The sequence below is a fragment of the uncultured Gilvimarinus sp. genome, from assembly GCF_963972205.1.
Classification (GTDB): domain Bacteria; phylum Pseudomonadota; class Gammaproteobacteria; order Pseudomonadales; family Cellvibrionaceae; genus Gilvimarinus; species Gilvimarinus japonicus.
The window spans coordinates 72,676-92,568 of sequence record NZ_CAXAUC010000009.1 but is presented as its reverse complement, the minus strand read 5'-3'; the positions used below and the strand labels follow the sequence as shown (position 1 = coordinate 92,568).

Annotated in this window: 12 protein-coding genes and 1 riboswitch; of the genes, 11 read left to right on the top strand and 1 reads right to left on the bottom strand. The window is 52.5% G+C overall.

Annotated features, from left to right (window positions below):
* The first annotated feature begins 114 nt into the window (after positions 1 to 114).
* Positions 115 to 230: riboswitch (TPP riboswitch) on the top strand.
* A gap of 111 nt (positions 231 to 341) precedes the next feature.
* The 8 genes from AACY82_RS13650 to AACY82_RS13615 all read left to right on the top strand — a co-directional run bounded on the left by AACY82_RS13650 (position 342) and on the right by AACY82_RS13615 (position 12,188).
* Positions 342 to 2,462 carry a TonB-dependent receptor gene (locus AACY82_RS13650; protein ID WP_339617393.1) on the top strand — a complete coding sequence of 707 codons (2,121 nt, stop codon included), beginning with the start codon at positions 342 to 344 and terminating at the stop codon, positions 2,460 to 2,462.
* Positions 2,463 to 2,516: 54 nt separating this feature from the next.
* Positions 2,517 to 2,780: a YkoF family thiamine/hydroxymethylpyrimidine-binding protein gene (locus AACY82_RS13645; protein WP_339617392.1), complete on the top strand. Its 264-nt coding sequence runs from the start codon at positions 2,517 to 2,519 to the stop codon at positions 2,778 to 2,780.
* Positions 2,777 to 3,406, top strand: a complete 630-nt coding sequence (gene pnuC / locus AACY82_RS13640) for a nicotinamide riboside transporter PnuC (RefSeq protein ID WP_339617391.1) — start codon at positions 2,777 to 2,779, stop codon at positions 3,404 to 3,406. Before AACY82_RS13645 ends, pnuC begins: the two co-directional genes overlap by 4 nt.
* Positions 3,399 to 4,166, top strand: a complete 768-nt coding sequence (locus tag AACY82_RS13635; protein WP_339617390.1) for a choline/ethanolamine kinase family protein — start codon at positions 3,399 to 3,401, stop codon at positions 4,164 to 4,166. The genes pnuC and AACY82_RS13635 overlap by 8 nt, the downstream gene beginning before the upstream one ends.
* Positions 4,167 to 4,380: 214 nt before the next feature.
* Positions 4,381 to 5,283, top strand: coding sequence for a hypothetical protein (locus AACY82_RS13630; protein WP_339617389.1), 903 nt, complete (start codon positions 4,381 to 4,383; stop codon positions 5,281 to 5,283).
* 220 nt (positions 5,284 to 5,503) lie between these two features.
* On the top strand, positions 5,504 to 7,708 hold the full coding sequence (locus AACY82_RS13625) for an alpha-glucuronidase family glycosyl hydrolase (RefSeq protein WP_339617388.1): 2,205 nt from the start codon (positions 5,504 to 5,506) through the stop codon (positions 7,706 to 7,708).
* Between the two features lie 264 nt (positions 7,709 to 7,972).
* Positions 7,973 to 11,533 carry a hypothetical protein gene (locus tag AACY82_RS13620; RefSeq protein WP_339617387.1) on the top strand — a complete coding sequence of 1,187 codons (3,561 nt, stop codon included), beginning with the start codon at positions 7,973 to 7,975 and terminating at the stop codon, positions 11,531 to 11,533.
* Positions 11,534 to 11,984: 451 nt separating this feature from the next.
* Complete coding sequence (locus tag AACY82_RS13615; RefSeq protein WP_339617386.1) at positions 11,985 to 12,188, top strand: hypothetical protein; 204 nt, start codon at positions 11,985 to 11,987, stop codon at positions 12,186 to 12,188.
* 248 nt (positions 12,189 to 12,436) lie between these two features.
* Here AACY82_RS13615 and AACY82_RS13610 read toward each other — a convergent pair whose 3' ends face one another.
* Positions 12,437 to 15,337, bottom strand: coding sequence for a TonB-dependent receptor (locus tag AACY82_RS13610; RefSeq protein ID WP_339617385.1), 2,901 nt, complete (start codon positions 15,335 to 15,337; stop codon positions 12,437 to 12,439).
* 193 nt (positions 15,338 to 15,530) lie between these two features.
* Here AACY82_RS13610 and AACY82_RS13605 point away from each other — a divergent pair, with 193 nt between their 5' ends.
* The 3 genes from AACY82_RS13605 to AACY82_RS13595 are packed head-to-tail and all read left to right on the top strand — an operon-like array spanning position 15,531 to position 19,800.
* Complete coding sequence (locus AACY82_RS13605; protein WP_339617384.1) at positions 15,531 to 17,207, top strand: glycosyl hydrolase family 28-related protein; 1,677 nt, start codon at positions 15,531 to 15,533, stop codon at positions 17,205 to 17,207.
* 2 nt (positions 17,208 to 17,209) lie between these two features.
* Positions 17,210 to 18,562, top strand: a complete 1,353-nt coding sequence (locus AACY82_RS13600) for an alginate lyase family protein (protein WP_339617383.1) — start codon at positions 17,210 to 17,212, stop codon at positions 18,560 to 18,562.
* A complete protein-coding gene (locus tag AACY82_RS13595; RefSeq protein WP_339617382.1) occupies positions 18,550 to 19,800 on the top strand; it encodes an alginate lyase family protein in 1,251 nt (416 codons plus the stop codon). The genes AACY82_RS13600 and AACY82_RS13595 overlap by 13 nt, the downstream gene beginning before the upstream one ends.
* The last annotated feature ends 93 nt before the right edge of the window (positions 19,801 to 19,893 follow it).

The window sequence follows — 19,893 nt, the reverse complement described above, 5'->3', positions numbered from 1 at the left end:
CAAACGCAATGCTAACCACTATCGGTGGGGGATGATAGTCACCATAAAAATAAGCACTATCACTGGTTAGATGGAACAAAACGGCATAAAATACCGCCTTTCTAGAAAAACGAAACGACATCCTCGGGGTGGCCAGACTGCTTTGGCAGTCGGCCTGAGACGCACACAATGCGGACCCGTTGAACCTGATCCGGTTAATGCCGGCGTAGGGATTGGACTATTCGCACAGCAATAATACGCCCACAGCCAGAGCCTTTGGCTGCCAAGCACTAACAACGTGCCCCAATTACGACGCTATTGTAAGCAGACCGGGTCTCCTACACATTACCGGAGACTCAACCATGAACAAAACCCTAGCCTTAAGTGCCCTCACGCTCGCTATTGCGGCGCAAACCCACGCTGCCGACGATAGCATCGAAGAGATTCTAGTCAGTGCCGACTTTCGCGCCGCACCACTGCAAGATTTATCCACCAGCGCCAGCGTGATAGGTGCTGACACCATTAAAGCTCGTGGCGCCGAGCATTTAGCCGGCATCTTAAACACCGCTCCCAATGTGAACTTCTCGACCGGCGCCTCGCGCGGGCGGTTTTTTCAGATTCGCGGCATTGGCGAGCGCAGCCAATTTATCGAGCCGGTAAACCCCTCGGTCGGCTTGTTAGTCGACGGTATCGACCTCACCGGTATTGGCGCCGCCGCCACGACGCTGGATATCCAGCAAGTCGAGATCTTGCGCGGCCCGCAAGGCACCCTCTACGGCGCCAACGCGCTGGCCGGTTTAATCAATATGGTATCGGGCAGCCCCACCCAAGAGTTTGGCGGCGAGCTGTCGGCCACGGTGGGCGACTATAATACCTACACCACCAGCGCGGTACTTAGCGGCCCTGTCAGTCGCAATGTTGGGTTTCGGGTAGCACTCGAGCAGCACACCAGCGACGGCTACCAAGAAAACGCTTTTTTAAATATCGACGACAACGCCAACATCGACGAGCAAACCGCGCGCGGTAAACTCAACTGGCAAATCGGCGACGCTTTGGCGCTGGATTTTACCGCTATGTACGTCAATGTGGATAACGGCTACGACGGCTTCTCGCTGGATAATACCCGCACCACGCTATCCGACAACCCCGGTCACGATCGCCAAGAGACTGTGGCCTTCTCTGTCAAAGCCAACTGGCAAGTTAGCGATGCGTTCCACGCCGAGGTGCTGGCCAGCAACGCCAATTCAGACACCGAATACGGTTACGACGAAGACTGGGCCTACCCCGATATCTGCGCTGACTTTAGTTGTGTAGTTGAGGGCAAACAGCAGTACGGTTACAACTCACAAGATAACTACCAGCGCGAGATCGACAACACCACGCTCGATGTGCGGTTAGTGTCCGACCACGAGGCCGGCGAGCTGGGCTGGGTGGCAGGGGCTTATTACCGCGATCAATCAGAAGTTTTAGATCGTCAGCAAACGTATTTAGCGCAGGATTTTTTTAGCGACTTTAGCAGCGACAACACCGCGCTGTACGGCCAGTTAGAAATTCCTCTCGGCCAGGCACTGCAAGTAGTGACCGGCCTGCGTTACGAGCAACGCGACGCCAGCTACCGCGACAGCGACGGTGTGAGCAACGAGCCCAGCGACGATATGCTGGGTGGTAAACTCGCGCTGGAGTACCGCCCGGACGAATCGACCCTTTGGTATGGGCTTGTCTCGCGCGGCTACAAAGCCGGCGGCTTTAACAGCAGCACCGAGCTTCCCTTCGATGACCGTGAATACCAACCGGAATTTTTGTGGAACTACGAGGCCGGCCTTAAAACCACCAGCCAGGATGGTCAACTGCAAAGCCAGATCGCGCTGTTTTACCAAGACCGCGATGACCTGCAAACCAAACAGTCACTACTTGTACCGTTTGAGGGTGACGACTGCCCGTGTGACTTTACCGATTACACCACCAACGCCACCGCCGGCATCACTTACGGTTTAGAGGCCGAGCTAAACTGGCGGGCCAGCGAGATGCTGAATGTATTTGCCAGCTTGGGCCTACTGCGCAGCGAGTTTAAAGACTTTGAGAGCTTCGCTCACACCAAAGCCGAACCCACTGATGGTATTTCTTACAGCCTAGACGGCCACGACTTACCCCACGCACCCCACTACCAATTTACCACCGGCGCGGTATTTAACTTTACCGAGCACTGGTACGCCCGCGTTGAGGTAGAGGGCAAAGACAGCTTTTACTTCTCTAGCCGCCACGAGGCGCAGTCGGAGTCTTACGAGTTATTTAATGCCCGTATCGGCTACCAAACCGAGCAGTGGGAGGTGGCCTTGTACGGCCGCAACCTCACCGATGAAGACACCCAAACCCGCGGTTTTGGCAGCTTTGGCAACGACCCGCGCGACGCTTACACCACCAAACCTTACTACCAGTTTGGCGAGCCGCGCATGATTGCCGCCACCGCCAGTGTGCGGTTTTAGGTAAACTAGCGCCAGGTATCGTTTTTACTACACCCACTTAGTCTGAGAGTTGTTATGCAGTTATCCGTCGAATTGAGCATGTACCCCTTTAATGGCGATTACCTGCCACCCATTGAAGGTTTTATCGCTTGGCTCAACCAGCAACCGGATATACGGCTGCAAACCGTCGCCACCTGCACCATTATTACCGGCGATTATGAGCGAGTCATGGATGTCCTGCGCGACGGTTTTAAACACAGCATGGAGCAACACGGCAAAGCGGTATTTGTGGCTAAGTTTTTACCGGGTTTCGAAGCTCTGCCCGAGCAAGACGTATGAGCGAAAGCGTTACCCAACAAATAGGCAGCGCCTGGCAGGCCATGTCCGGCTGGGAGATCGCTGCGGTGATTTTGGCGATTGCCTATTTGTTGCTGGCCGTAAAGCAAAACAGTTTATGTTGGTATTGCGCGCTGGCCAGCACCGCCATTTATACCCTGTTGTTTTGGGACGTTTCACTGCTGATGGAATCGGCCCTTAATGGTTACTACATGTTAATGGCCGTGTATGGCTGGTGGCATTGGCACCACGGCGGCGCGCGCGACACCGAGCTGCCGGTGCAGCGTTGGAGCGGCAAAAAACACGCCCTGACGATAGTAACCATCGCACTGCTAACGCTTACCTCGGGTAGCTTACTGCACCAATACACCGGCGCCGCTTGGCCCTATGTGGACTCCTTCACCACGTGGGCCAGCGTCATTACCACTTTTATGGTAGCCCGCAAAGTATTAGAAAACTGGCTGTATTGGATGATTATTAACACCACGTCGATCTTTTTGTTTATTGATCGCGGTCTATACCTTACCGCTGGCCTATTAGTCTCGTATCTGGTTATCTCGGTTTTTGGCTTTATAAGCTGGCGGCGCGACTATACAAACAGGGCCGTTACCGGAACTGCCCATGCCTGATACCGCGAGCTTACAATCGGTATTAGCCAGCTGGCGCGAGTGGCCACTGGCCATTAGTGCGCCGCCCAAAGTGCTGGGGCCAGTCCCCGGTGGGCGCACCAATCGCAATGTTAAAATTGCCGTGCCGGGGTTGAGCGGGCCGTTAATTTTGCGCCTTAACAATCGACGCAGTGAGGCACTCGGTATCAACCGCACCGCCGAGGCGCAAATACTGTATAGCGCCGCCAAGGCCAAAATTGCGCCCGAGCCGATTTACCAAGATCCAAGCCACCGCTTCTCGATACTGCCTTTTATCGATGCCCGCGTATGGCAGGCAAAAGATTTTAGCAACCCGCTACAACGCCAACGCCTCTTGCGCTTGCTGCGCTCGGTACGCGAGCTAAACCCCGCCACCGAGAAGCGCTCTTACTACAACTACCTAGCGCATTACATGCAGCAGCTGCAAAGCGCAGACGTCGTATCGGTCGACCTTGCGCAACAATGGGCGGCCTTTACACCAAGACTACAAGCCTTTGATCAAGCGCCCTGGCCGGCCGAGCTGACCCACCACGATTTAATTCCTGAAAACATCCTCGATACCGGTAACCGCTTGTACCTCATCGACTGGGAGTACGCCGCTATCGGCCACGCCGACATTGATTTATGGTGCATTGATACCGCGCTCGTGCACGAACCTTTTATTCACGAACTAGCGCAGTGGACTAACGAGCTATGGGAGCGGGTATTGGCACTGCCTTGCCACCTTAGCCCAGACGAGTAACCCCGCATCAGCTGCCCCCGCTAGCAACCAGGCGACGCTAACACTTTCGCCCTAAGGGCTGATACACTCAAAGATATAAATCTATGATCAGTCACAAGTAACGCCTACCGCGTTAACCTTTAAAGCCGAGAAGCTTACCCATACCGCACGCAAGGGCGACGTTAAAGGACAAACGACAGTGTGGCACCTTGTGGAATGTTACCGGGAATGGATTATGAAAATAACAAGTCCCACCGCGCGACAGATACGCCGTATGATCGCAGTATGGCTGACAAGCTATGTCATACTCTTCACCCCCACCAGCCATGCCGGCAACACCGAAACTCCTCTCGATATAACCGTCGCCGTCTACTCTTACTTCCTGGCCGACATCCGTAAGTACTCCCAAGATCACCACTGCCTCGATTACCAAAAAATGGGGCTGGTCAAAAATGTTACCTTAAACGAACTAAGCCTTATGTGCCGCGCCTTCGACGCCGCAGATTTTGCGGTTAACACCAAATGGCAGGCGCACCCGATGCAAGAGCGCATGGTCCGAAGCATTGACGCAGGCAACGCCGTTATCGGCGGCGCGGCTATTTGGGGGCGCGATGCCACCGAGCGGGTTTATGTGAGCGACAATTTATTAAACTCAGGGGAATACGCCAAAGGCATATACGCCCCCAAAGAAAAGCTTCCCGGCTTGCTTGACGAGATTAAAGCCAACGGGTTTAAAAACTTAACGGGCGTTACTGACAAAACCTGGTTTTACGACGTGCAAGCACTGGATTGCCTACAGAGCAAACGCTATTACGGCGTCACCTACCACACCATGTTTAAAATGGTTGATGCCGAGCGCGCCGACTTTACCTTAATGCATTTCTCCTCTCTGCCAGATCAATCTCACACCGTAAGCGACATCACCTTAAACCCACTACCCGGCTATAAAATCTCGTTCGATGATTCTCTCAACTTTTTTGTCAGTAAATCGCACCCCGATGGCCAACGGGTATTTGCGGCGCTGCAAAAAGGTCTAGCCATATTACGTAAACAGGGGGTAATCACCCAGGCGTATCAAGCGGCCGGATTTTTACCCGATCAAGATGACAAACGTGTAGAAATTGGTTGCCATCGCTAAAGCGTATCTTTAACCCGCCCTCTTTGCAGATGGCTAAGGCTAATCCGACAGCGCACGATAAGCGCTACGCAACCCGCCCCCGTTAACGCGCTCCCCGCTCGCAAATTGACGACACTAACCGCCCGAAACGTCAATTTTTGTCAAATATCACATCACTGCAGGACGCAAATGCTATTATGGTAATAATGACCATAACTATATTAAACAGGACACGCTCACCATGTACCGACTGTATCGTACGCCCCAATATTTAGCGCTGCTTGCCAGCCTAGTACTGACGCTACTGTGCACGACCGCCCAAGCCGAAGACGGCTACCGCATGTGGTTGCGCTACGACACCATCGCCGACAACACACTTAAACAACAATACCGCGCCCAGCTGCAACAGTTAGTGGCTACCGACCAATCGCCCACCCTAGCAGCCGCCCGCGCCGAGTTAACCCGTGGCTTAAATGGTTTGTTAGGTCAAAGCATCAAGCCCAGCAAAGCCGCGCAAGGCGCCGGCAACTTGATTATCGGCACGCCCGACAGCTCGGCGAACATTGCCGCTTTAAAGCTTGGCGATAGGCTTAACGCCGTGGGGCCCGAGGGTTTTATCATCACTCGTGCCAAGGTCGCCGGCCAACGTGCCACCGTGATTGCCGCCAATAGCGATGCCGGTGTGCTGTACGGCGCGTTTCACCTGCTGCGGTTAATGCAAACCCAAAGCGATATTGCCCATATCGACGTGCAATCGGCACCCTCGGTGCAGCACCGAGTCGTCAATCACTGGGACAACCTCAACCGCATTGTCGAGCGCGGCTACGCCGGCTTATCACTGTGGGAATGGGGCAACCTGCCCGAGTACCAAAACAACCCGCGCTATATCGATTACGCCCGTATCAACGCCTCGCTGGGCATTAACGGCACCGTTATTAATAACGTCAACGCCGATGCGCGCATCTTAAGCGATGCCTTTTTAGCCAAGGCCGCGGCATTGGCCGAGGTGTTCCGCCCCTACGGCATTAAGCTTTATTTGTCGGTTAAATTTAACTCGCCCATGCTATTGGACGACTTTGACACGGCCGACCCACTCGACCCCAAAGTACAAAAATGGTGGCGCGAGCGTGTTAAAAAAGTCTACCAGTACATCCCCAACTTTGGCGGCTTTTTAGTCAAAGCCAACTCCGAAGGGCAGCCCGGCCCGCAAGACTTTGGCCGCAACCACGCCGACGGCGCCAATATGCTCGCCGATGCGCTCGCCCCCTATAATGGCTTAGTGTTTTGGCGCGCATTTGTGTACGCCCCCGAGCAGGGTGATCGGTTTCGCGAAGCCTACGATGAATTTAAACCGCTGGACGGCAAGTTCCGCGACAACGTAATTGTGCAAATTAAAAATGGCCCGATCGATTTTCAACCCCGGGAGCCCTTCTCGCCCTTATTTGGCGCTCTGCAAAAAACCAATATCGCGCTGGAAGTGCAAGTTTCGCAAGAATATTTTGGTTTCTCGAATCACTTAGCCTACCAGGGGCCACTGTTTGAAGAAGCGCTTGATGCCGACACCTACGCCCAAGACGCGGGCAGCACCATAGGAAAAATTTTAGCGGGTAACGTATTCGACTATAAACACACCGGCATGGCGGCAGTGATAAACCCCGGCACCGATCGCAACTGGACCGGCCACACCTTTGTGCAATCAAGCTGGTATGCGTTTGGCCGCTTAGCGTGGGATGTGGAGCTAAGCTCCGCCGCCATTGCCGATGAGTGGGCCCGCATGACCTTTAACAACAAGGACGATGTGTTAGCGCCCGTGACCGATATTATGGCCATAAGCCGCGAGGCCGGCGTTAACTACCGTATGCCTTTAGGCCTAACCCACCTGTATGCTCAAGGCCACCACTACGGCCCCGCCCCCTGGCACGATACATCGGGCCGCCCCGATTGGACCGCCTATTATTACCATCAGGCCGACAAAGACGGCATCGGTTACGATCGCACTAAAACCGGCTCGAACGCCATCGAGCAGTACTACCCACACTGGGCCACCCAATTTGCCAAGCCCGAAACAACACCAGAAGCGTTACTGCTGTGGTTCCATCATTTACCCTGGAGCTACAAAATGGATTCGGGCAGCAGCCTGTGGCAAGAGCTGGTACACAAATACGATACCGGGGTTAACCAAGTGCGCAAGATGCAAACCCAGTGGCAAGAGCTAAAAGGTAAGATTGACCCCGAGCGCTTTAGCCAAGTTGAGGCACAACTGAAAGTACAATTGCGCGACGCCATCTACTGGCGCGATGCCTGTGTCAGTTACTTTGCCAGCGTTAGCGGCCTGGCACTGCCCAAGGGCTCTCCCGCTCCGGCACACCCCCTGGAATATTACAAAAACCAAGAGAAAATCCGCTACGTCCCAGACCCTTGGTATCCGTTCCCGTCCGCACACTGACGGTAACCCTAAAAAGGCCCGGCTCACGCGCCGGGCCTTTTTAGTAGCATCCCGACTCCACATCAACTTAGCCCTAAATACCTACTCGGCCTCACGCCAAAAACACCCTCCTCGGCCAACTAACCCCACTCCGACCCAGACCTTCTATTACCATTCACACCAGCACATTGGCATTACCACTTGACAGCATGACCTTATCGTCAGATAGTGTAGGCTCGCAAAAATTCATCGAACGACACCAATAATAAGCAAAAGGTGAACACTATGACTTTGTTCAAAACATCAACATTGATCTGTCTATCGGGCCTATTGGGGGCCTGCGGCGGCGGTATCGGCCACGACACTCCCACCCCAGGCTCTGGAGCTGTTTCGAGTAATTCCTCCAGCTCCAGCAGCGAAATCGCCAGTAGCTCGTCGAGCGATGCAGCGGGCGGCTCTGACAACCCGCTGGTGCGCCAGGGCTTCTTCGTCGATAGCATTGTCGCCAACCTGCACTACCAAACCGCGTCAAGCAGCGGCTTTACCTCGGCCACCGGGCAGTACGATTACCTCGCCGGCGATACAGTAACTTTTTCGATTGGCGATTTGACCTTTCCCCCGGTATTAGCTCAGCCCACGGTGACGCCTTTAACCTTGGCCGATAGCGAGGACATCACCGATAACACCGTGACTAACATCGTTCGGTTGTTACTGTCGCTCGATCAAGACGGCAACCCCGACAATGGCATTAGCATTGACGATTTAGCCCACGGTGCGGCCACGGCCATCGACTTTTCGCAAGACCCAGAGGCCTTTGCGCAATCCTCAGCGGTACTTAACTTACTGAGTAATTCGGGCGCGAGCAGTATGGAGCTAGTCTCTGTCAGCGAAGCGCAAAGCCACTTTCAAGCGACGCTGGACAACCAAATCAATCATCGTGTGGTTGCCTCTGCCGACGGCCCCGGCGATACCTACGAGCTGTTTGACACGGTATTTGGCGGCAGCGCGGTAGAGAGTCCAGTGTGCGACCCCGAGACCGACGCCTTTGGCCGCCGTATTACCGAGGTAATGGACGCTACGCTCAACGAGTATGTATTCGCTTTTCATTTGCTGCGCGACGTCGACGGCGACCGCTGCATTGAATCGACCACCGATCGCCAGCGCATCGAAGTAAAAACCTACGATGCCTCACCGGCTGACCGCGTTGCCAGCGAGGGCGAGATACACACCTACCGCTGGAAATTTAAACTCGATGATGGCTTTCAGGCGTCTTCATCGTTTACCCATATCTTTCAGATCAAAGCCGCCGGTGGCGATGACAGCATGCCAATCGTCACCCTCACGCCTCGCGCTGGCAGCCCCGATCAACTGCAAGTGTTACACGCCCCCAGCACAGATCTTGGTGCCAGCGAAGTCGCCGTGGCCGACTTGTCCGGTTTTACCGGCGAGTGGGTAGAGGCCTTTGTGCGCACGAAAAACGCAGACAACGGCAGCTTGGAAGTACGCTTGAGCCGCTTAAGCGACAACACCACCTTAATCGACTGGAGCGCCAACAACATTGATATGTGGCGCGAAGGGGCCGGCATCAATCGTCCCAAATGGGGTTTGTACCGCAGCCTCAACAACATCGATATGCTGCGTGATGAAACCATTTTATTTAACGACTTTTGTATTGCCGAGGGCACCAACACCTGTGCCTCTGACATCGCCAACGATGGCAACAACAACGGTGGCGGTGATGGTGGCGAAGGCACCCCCGGTAACACAGACTTTAGCTTTGAGTCAGAATCGCTAGGTCAAACCCCCAACGATTTTGAGTCTGAAGGGGACATTAGCGTCTCGGATGAGCAAGCTCGCGAGGGCGCGCAATCGGCCAAGTTTAACCATACCTCCGAAGGCCAGGTAAGAATGCGCAAAGCGTTTGGCGCAAAGGCTAGCGGAAGTATCAAAGCATCGCTGCTTATCCCCGAGAATGTCGGCGTCGACACACTTATTACCGTTTATGCCGAGACCTACAACTCCGCCAACCGCGCCATTGACCTGCTGTTTAAGCCCGACGGCACCTTGCGTCGCCGTGAGGGAGGCAGCCAGATCGACTTACAGGCCTACAATTTTAACGAGTGGATGGATGTAGAGATTCAATGGCAAGATCTTGCCAGCAGTAATCAATACACTCTGCTGATTAACGGCAACTCGATTGGTACTTTTACGGCGACCACACCAGGTTTAGTGCCAGAGCGAGTCGAGTTTAAGTTTGGCGGCAACAGCAGCGCTATAACCACAGAGTCGCTCTACCTAGACGCCATTAGCATAACCGACTCGGCCGACGGCGGTAACAATCCAGACCAGGGCAGCAGCTCCTCAAACTCCAGCGCGTCATCCGACGCGAGTAGCGAGAGCAGCCAATCGTCTAGCGTTAGCTCCAGTAGTGTCGCCAGCTCGGTTAGCTCTAGCAGTGTCGCAAGTTCAGTCAGCTCTAGTAGCAGCGTTGCAAGCTCAGTTAGTTCTAGTAGCATTGCGAGCTCAATCAGCTCCAGTAGCAGCATTGCGAGCTCAATCAGCTCCAGCAGCAGCGTTGCAAGCTCGGTTAGCTCTAGCTCGGTAAGTTCCAGCAGCAGCTCGGTAAGTTCCAGCAGCTCTAGCAGCGAACCCAGCAGCGGTTTTGCCGTGGGCGATGCCAGCAACCCCGACTTTGGTTTTGAAGCTGACAGCTTTGATTCGGCACCAGCCGATTTTGACAACGAGGGCAGTATCGTTGTGTCAAACGAGGTCGCGCGTGAAGGCACTCAAGTGGTTAAGCTCAATCACACCACCGAAGGCCAAGTAAGAATGCGCCGCGAGTTTGGCGCCACCGAGAGCGGTTCCGTTAAAGGGTCACTGTATTTCTCGACCGACACTGACCAAGATACGCTAATCACCCTCTACGCCGCCGAATATAACTCAGACAACCGAGCGATCGATATTATATTTAAAGGTGACGGCAGCATCAGACGTCGTGAAGGCAGCGAGCAAGAAGATGTCATGCGGTACGATTTAGGCGGCTGGATTGATATTGAAATTCAGTGGGACAATTTAGCCACCAGCAATGAGTTCACCTTGATCATTAACGGTGACTCAGTGGGAACCTTTGCGGCGGCAACCGCCGGCTTAACCCCAGAGCGGGTCGAGTTTAAGTACGGCGGCAACAGCGGCGCGATTACCAATGAGCCATTGTATCTCGATGCCATCTCCATGCCGGTACCCGATGCCGGCGATGGTGACGGCGGCGCAACCGGCAGCGTAAACTCGTTTGAAGATGACACCATAGGCGAAGCGCCCACGGCGCTTGAAAACGACGCCGATATACCTGGCAATATTCAAGTGAGTGATGAGCAAGCACAGGACGGCACCCAGTCGGTCAAGTTCTCGCACCCAGAAGAGGGCCAAGTGCGCGCGCGTGCTAACTGGGGGGCATCTAACACCGGTGCGATCACCGCCTCTGTGTACATCCCCGCGGCAAACGTCGCAGACTTTTTGATAACGGTTTACGCGACCACTTACAACTCAGCTAACCGCAGCATGGATATCTTGTTTAAATCCGGGGGCGATTTACGCCGCAGAGCCGCGAGCGGCCAAGAAAGTGTCACCAGCTACAACTATGATGCCTGGAACACTATCAAGTTAGCCTGGACCGATATCGCCACCAGCAACGAGTACACGTTGTGGGTAAATGGCATCAACCAAGGTACCTTTGCCGTTGCCACGCCTGGCCTAACGCCCGAGCGCGTCGAGTTTAAATTTGGTGGCAACGCGGAAGAGACCTCCACCGAAAGCGTCTACCTCGACAACGTATCCTCGTTTGAATAAACCCGGCAAGTAACCTAATTATCACAACAGGTTGCAGCGGTTGCGCCAATCACCGATAACCATTACCGGTGATTAGCGCGACCCCACCCGCGCTTTAAAACCGCCTCACAGTTAAAGCCCCTTTCCCGCACAGTCTCTTTGCCAACGTTAGGTTACCCTCAAACTCAACTTTTCTGGCGCTGCCAATTGCTCCAGCGCGGTTAATACCCCGCTCGGCTAACGACTCCACTATAGTGGCGACAACTCAGCCCCCTAGCTTTTAGCGGGCAACCATCATGCAGACAGCATTGGTCATTATTAGCTTTGTTACCGAGGTGGCGGCTGGCTCTTAGGGGCCGATTTACTTTCGCCGCTAGCCGCTATTGTTCTGGCGGTTGCTCCGGTTTCACAAAGAAAGTTTAACCGCGTAGACTTAACGCTCCCCACAACCCAGGCCAGCAATAGGTAAACCATGAAAAGTAAAAACAAAGCGGCAGGAAAATATTACGGATACGCTATCGCTATAGGGTCATCCGTTGGTACAGCTATAGGAGTTATCGCAGGGGTAGTGTTCGATATCCTGCCATTTTTAGGCGTGTTTATCGGCACGGGTGTATGCATGGGAATAGCATTTGCAACCGCCTGGCAGGGAGCAAAAGACAATAACAATAAATGATCTGTGCCACGCCAACTGGTAGCGCATTGGGGCGAACAGGAAACAACATTGCCAGCTATTACTCAGATATGCGCGGCTCAGAGCGCTTGGTAACTATAAACGCTACCTACCTAGCCGCAACGCCTTTCCAATATCGGTAGCAAAAAAAGCTAGGTGACCTCTCAGCCACCCAGCTTTTTATCTAAGATGTTAAAACCCTACATCAAGTGGCAAAAGCATAAGAAAATACTTTGCCACTAAGCATGAGCTTACATCTTATAGCGAAGACCAACAAAGTACTTAGTGCCGCTATACTCGATTCGGTTAAACGCATCTTCCGCTACGCGATACTCAACGTAAGGTTCGTTGGTCAGGTTAAGCGCTTGAAATTTAACCTGAAGATTATTGGTCAAGCGATACGCTAGCGACAGATCAACCGAGCTGGTGTCGTCGACAAAGCGATTTGTTTGACCAAAATCACTGCCAAACGGCTTCAGGTAATCGGAACGATACTTATACGACAAACGAGTGGTGAAACCGTAATTCTCCCAGTATACCTCAGCGTTGTAGCTCTCTTTTGAGAAACCGGGAAGGTTTGCAGCGGCAATCACTACATCGTCGGTCATCTCAGAACCGTTTTCATAATACTCGAAATCGGTATCGGCGATGTTAATACCACCCATCACGCCCAAGCCATCAAACGGTGCGGGCAAGTTGGTAAAACCGTGCTGCAAGCTTAACTCAACACCTGTGATACTGGACGACTCAGAGGTATTCTCGATAAGGCCGTTAACATCCATGGTGATCTGCTCGCCATTAATATTAAACGACTCTTGTACACTCTCGGGGTCGGCCACATCGAGGCCGGCCTCAAAGTCTTTGTAGTACAGCGCAGCCGACACCATCGTATCTTCACGTGGGTACCATGCCAACGAGAGATCATAGTTAACGGATTCGATCGCTTCCATGTCTGGATTACCCAGTGCGGTGGCATTGCCATTGGCAACGGCATCTTCAACGCTCGGAAACTCTTCTTCACCATCCCCAAGGTCTAAGTCGCGACCGGCACCCATCCACCACATATCGGGGCGCGAAATAGCCGAGTAAACGGCAGCTCGCAACTGAACTGTCTCGCTTAAACCAAAGTTTAAGTTCAGGCTGGGCAATACATTCACGTAGCTATTGGTAAACACTTCTTCAGTTAAAGTATCGGCCACCTGATCAAAGGTATAACTATCATCCGAGGTATCGTCCGGTGTGCCGGCATCGTTTTCGATAACCACATAATCTTGACGATAGCCGACTGATTCGACACTGGTTTCAACGACACGCACGCCGACGTTACCGGTCACATCAATATTACCGAGCTGGGTCGCAAAATTTAACTTCGCAAAGATAGACGAGATATCTTCGGTTAAGTTAACGTCAGCCGCACTTGGGTCTTGGGGCGATAACGACCAATCTTCGGAGCCCCACATTAACTCAGAGGCACACAAGGTATCGTAGGTAGCCCATTGATTAAAGCTGCTGTTCGCATCTTCGCCGTAACCTTCTTGCGGGTAGGGCGTAGCGCAGTTTTGCTCAATCGTAGAGATATCAGCAAAGTTAGTATCCGTGTATTCAATACGATCTTCGTTATAGTTATTGTGCTCATGCGAGGATAAACGCACGCCACCTTCTACCGAGGTAAAAACACTGCCATCTAGTTCGTAGACAGCATCAAAGGCCACAGCACTAATAGTGTCATTGATTTCATATTCGCCGTAACGAGCGCGTTGGTTGGCGTCGTAAAAGCTGTAATCGTTTAAGACGTTGTTATCAACGGCCGTACCAGCGGCATCGTCCGGATCTTCATAAAGAGAAACCGAGGGGTAATCGCTATTTCCGCCCGAGGTAAAATCATACCAAAGTCGGTCAGAGCGGAACCGGGTTTGCCAGGTCTCTTGGTAACGCGTGGTATCTGAGTAAGAGATATCGGCACTTAACAAAAGTTTGTCGGTTGCATTCCACTCAATATTTAAACCGGTACCGCGATACTCTTCGTCGCGCTCGCGATACTCACCGTAGCTGCTGACACGCGACTCACCCGAGTACGAGGTTAGCGCATGATCTTCATTGGTGGTCCAGTCGCTAATCCGGCGGCGGCCGTCATCAAAATATAAGTCGTGACGATCTTCGTAGTAGAAACGATCAGACCACTGAGCATCAAGGGTAATATTCCAGTCTTCGTTGGGCTGCCACTGTACGGTACTCATCACCGCATCGCGACTTTCCTCTGACTCCATTTGTCTAAAATAAAAGGAGTTAGGAATAAAGTAGTAATCGCCATCGGCAGCGGCGCCACCACCAGCGGCGGCATTATCGTCACTCCACGAGCAATTGCTGCCGCCATCTAACGCGTAATCAGAGTTACAGTTACGCAGTGTCGAGCTGGTGTTATAACTCTCTTCCGGGGTGGAAGATTCGTGCCCGGCGTAGCCAATAGCAAAACCAACGGTACCAATACTGGTATCAAATACATCGGTGTAGGACACCGAACCGCGGTAACCAATACCGTCATCGCCGTTTAGCTTGGCGTCGTAGTCGTTGTAGTTACCCTTAATTTCGGCCTGAATTCGGCGCTCACCAAAATCGATGGGCCGAATGCTTTGGAGGTTAATCAAACCGGCAACGCCACCCTCGACGAGATCAGCAGACTGCGATTTGTATACAGTCGCGCCGTTGACTAACTCGGAGGGAAACTGTGAAAAGGCGACTGAGCGATTGCCACTGCCGGAAGAAATTTCACGGCCGTTGTAGGTTGAATAGCCCAGAAACGGGCCGAGACCACGAACGGAGATCTCGCTGGAGTTACCTTTAAAGCGGTCGCCGGTTACCCCGACAATACGCTCAAGCGTTTCGGCAACCGAAAGATCGGGCAATGCGCCCATCTCAGACGCCGAAATCACATCGACAATTGTTTCGGCGTCGCGTTTGATCTCGATCGAATTACGCATGGTATCGCGCAAAGAGCCAATAACGACGACTTCTTCGAGCATTTCTGCGCCATTATCATTTTGCGCTAATGCAAAAGACGACGGTAAAAGACTGGCGGCAATCGCGACCGTCAAAAGCTTACGGGCGTACTTTGCGGTGTGACCTGAATGTTGTGGCTTACACAGGGAGCTCATAATTTCTCCTACATCTTATTCATTATATTAGTGAGTCGTTATCGACCTGGGCCGAAATGCTCTACAGACTCTACGGTCTGCTATAAGCGTTAGTAGAGTATGAATCAACCCGATCAGATGGTAAAGTGGTATTACCAGTTAAGTTTGATTTACAATCGTCGATACACCGAATAGACGGCAGAGGTATGGCACTATGGGAATCTTTAAACCTTCAATTAAAACAATTAAATCAACAAGTTACCAATTATTAAAAGGTCTTGGCGGAGGTATTTTGATATTGCTCTCGCTATCAAGCACCGCAGTAACAATTGATAATTTAAATCGCGATTTACCCGATTTCTCTTATGCTGGCTACAAAAATGGGGCCGAGCCACTGGCATTTGCCACCGCAAACACCATCAACGTCGCCGATTACGGGGCCAAAGCCGACGATGGCAACGACGATACCAAGGCTTTTCACAAGGCGCTTGCCGCCGCCAGCGACAGCGACTCTCCCATAGTCGTGCAGATTCCAGCCGGTCGTTTTATCGTCAGCGACATCCTTTACCTTGAGCGAGATAACCTGATTTTGCGCGGTGCCGGTAGCGGTGCCACCACGCTTTATTTTCCACGGCCGCTGCGCTATCTACCAGACCCACCCGAGCTGGCCGAGTTGCGCCAGTACTTAAAAACAATGAATAAACGCCAGCGGGAGAAGTCGCACAATATCGACTTAGCCTTCTCACAATACGCTTGGTCTGGCGGGTTCATCTGGACCCGGATAAAAAATGAGCGCGTAAAGCCCTATTTAGAAGAGTACGACCAACAACCGGCCCCTCTCGCTTTGCCGACGCAGGGCAAGCGCGGCGATGACCGCCTAAAAGTGGATAACGCCTCGCAATTGCGCGTCGGTCAGATTATTAATATTAATTGGTACAACCGAGAGGGCAAAGACTCACCACTGTTAAAAGCTATCTACCCTGGGGTTGCAGTCACTGGTAGCCACCACTGGAACTTTCCCAACCGGCCGCTGGTATCGCAAGCCTCGCGGATTGTCGCCATTAACAATAATACCGTTATTATTAATGACGTGTTATTACACGACATTAATGGGCTGACAACCGACATTACACAGAAAGCATATTTGCAAAACATTGGCATCGAGGAATTTTCCATCGAGTTTCCTCAATCGGCGTACGTTGCGCACCATGTTGAGCAGGGTTTTAACGGTATTTACTTAACCCGTTTATTTGACGGCTGGGTTAAAAATATCGACATTATCAATGCCGACAGCGGTATTTTAAGCGAAGAATCCGCCAATGTAAGCATTAGTAACGTCGCCACTAAAGGCGATCACAAAGCTCACTATACGGTTGCGATGGGCGATACTCATAACCTGCTGGCCAAAAACATCACAGTCAACAATACCGCCATCCACCCTCTAAGCTTTAATACCTTTTCCACTAAAAGTGTCTACACCGGCTGTGAGATTTATCACGCACCGATTTTAGATCAGCACTCCGGCGCCAACCACCAAAACCTGTTCGACAATATTACCTTGCACGCCACCCTCGATACCGAGCAACTAGCGCAACGCCGCTACCCGGCCTTTAAAGGTGGTGGTGCCGGCTACTGGAAACCCACCCACGGGGCCGGCAGTAGTTTCTGGAATATTAATGTTGTATTTAAAAACGGCCTTGATGTTGCTAAACCTATCACCCTGTATGGGGTAGACGATGGCCCCAATGCCAACGTAATTGGCGTTCATGGCAACGCCGATATCGACATCGAGTACGGCCCTAACGCCAACATAAAAATGCAAAATAAAGCGATCCATCAAGCGCCTTCGCTATACCAGTATCAACTGCAACAGCGCCTGGGCGGAGAATAATATTGATCACACAAGCCGTTACCAAAAGACTGAACCACCGGTTAAGCCTATTGCTCGGTTTAACCGTTTTGCTGCCGGGCTGCCACAGTGTGCCTAGCGCAAAAACCGACACGCCGATATCACCAAACACTCTTTACGAGTGGCAACAACAAGCTCAGGCGTTAATCACACCGAGCGATACTAAACGGATCGCCGCGCGCGATCTGGTTATTGCTCGGGCAAATAGTGTGCTCGATAGCGAGCAAAGTTTTAGCATTACCTTTAACCAAGCAACGCCGCCGAACGATAACCCGCAGGACTACACCAGTACCGGCCCCTATTGGTGGCCCAACCCAGACACAGCCAACGGTTTACCCTGGATCAGACGGGATGGCATCGTTAACCGCGAGGTTCGCGGCCGCGATACCGACTCCGCCGAGCTGCGCGAATTTGTTAAGGCAGTAAGTGTTTTAGCACAGGCGTATTCATACACAAAAAACGACGCCTACGCGCAGCGCGCGCAAGAGTTGTTTCACGTGTTTCTTTTTGATAAAGACACAGGTATGAATCCCAACTTTCGCTACGCCCAAGCCATACCGGGTATCACCGATGGCCGGGGCATTGGGATTATTGAATCGCGCTTATTTATCAATGCCCTGAATGCTCACCAGCAATTAACGGCCTCTGATCATTATAATAGTCACGTATCAGAACCGCTGTCGCGCTGGGTTACATACTACCTACATTGGTTGCTCACAAGCCCTAACGGCCTTGATGAATCGCGCACCCATAATAACCACGCCAGCTTTTACGATTACCAAGTGGCTTACTTTGCGCGCTTTACCGACAACGAGATGGTACTCAACCAAGTCATGCAATCGCTGTATCCGCAGCGCATACAGACGCAAATACAACCCGGTGGCGCACAACCTCACGAGCTGGCACGAACCCGCCCCTACCACTACAGTGTTTTTAATCTCGAAGCGTTCTGGGGGCTTGCCGCGATCGCAACGGACTTAAACCTGCCGGAACTCGCATTTGGCCCCACCGACGATACCCAAGTACCGCTGATTGTTCAGGCGCTGGATTACCTAAACCAACAGCAGCACACACTACTGACACAGAGCCATTACGCCTCCGACTCTGTCAGCCGGGAATCTTTAATACGCGTTAATTTAATTGCAGGGCAGCTGTACGATCAACGCTTTAGCGCTTATGCGCAAACCTTAATGGCGCAGCACGCCGAATACGATTGCCTGCTTGCTTTTCCGGTACCAGCTTCAAATGCCACTAATACGCGTAGCCCTACTCATAGCAGCACTGAAAAACACATCGACGCCCACACCCAAGGAGATGATGGCTTATGCCAGCTGTAAACCGCTTACCGTTTACTCTATCTAATCGCCTGGCAATACTGTGCATAGCCTTGCTCGGTTCAGCCCCAGTTGCACACGCCAACAGCGTTACACCCGCTGACGACTCACCGGCGTCTATCCAGTCGCAATTAATACAAACCGAGCACTCACGAATTTTAACCAAAGCCACCGAGTACCTGTCGGTCAAGCCCTCCACTATCGTCGATTATGTATCGCCCAGAAGCTCAGGCACAGCCCACGATTTTTACTCTGAGGGCGACTACTGGTGGCCCAACCCCGAAGATCCAAGCGGCCCTTATATTCGCCGCGATGGACTCTCTAACCCAGATAATTTTATCAAGCATCGTCTTCAGCTTATCGAACTGAGTGATATCGTCGCCACTCTGGCCTCGGCCTATATACTAGAGCAAGATCAAAAGTACCTCACCCAGATAGACAATCACCTTAACGCTTGGTTTATGAACGGCAAAACCAAAATGGCGCCCCACCTCAACTATGGCCAAGCCATTAAAGGGCGCAATACCGGCCGCAGCATTGGCGTGATCGACACCATTCATTTAACCGAAGTGGCGCGCAGTATTTATCAGCTTGAGCAACTGGCACCCGGCGCACTTACAAGTTCCGCCGCCACAAAAAAATGGTTTGCCGAATACCTACAATGGTTGTTGGAGTCGCCGTTTGGTCAAACAGAACGTCAGCACCCCAACAATCACGGCGTGTGCTGGGCGATGCAAGCCGCGGCTTTTGCTCAGCTAACCGGCAACACGCAGCTGTTAGATGAGATTCGTGAAGATTTTAAAAATGTGTTTATTAAGCAAATGATGGCAACAGACGGATCGTTCCCCGCCGAGCTGGCACGCACCAAACCCTACGGTTATTCGCTGTTTGTGTTAGATGCCATGGCCACCAACGCCCAACTGTTAAGCAACGCCGAGCACGACATGTGGCGCTTTAGTACTAAAGACGGCCGCGGCATGCAACGCGCCGTAGAGTACATGCTGCCTTATGTGCAAGATAAATCCAGCTGGCCTCTTAAACCTGACGTACTTTATTGGGATAACTGGCCAGTACGCCAACCGGCGTTTGTGTTTGCCGCTCTACACTTTAAAAACTCAGCGTATTTTAATGCTTGGCTCACAGAAGAGGCCGACCCCAGTGAATACGAGGTGTTGCGTAACCTGCCTGTACGCCACCCGCTGATTTGGCTTGATGCGCTATCGTTGGGCGAGAACAAGTAGTGTATACCGCCGAGCAAAAAAGAGTATAACTCGCCCCTGACGTCGCGAATTAGCACCGCTTCGGGTCTGATTCGCGAATCTCTCCCCTTTAAT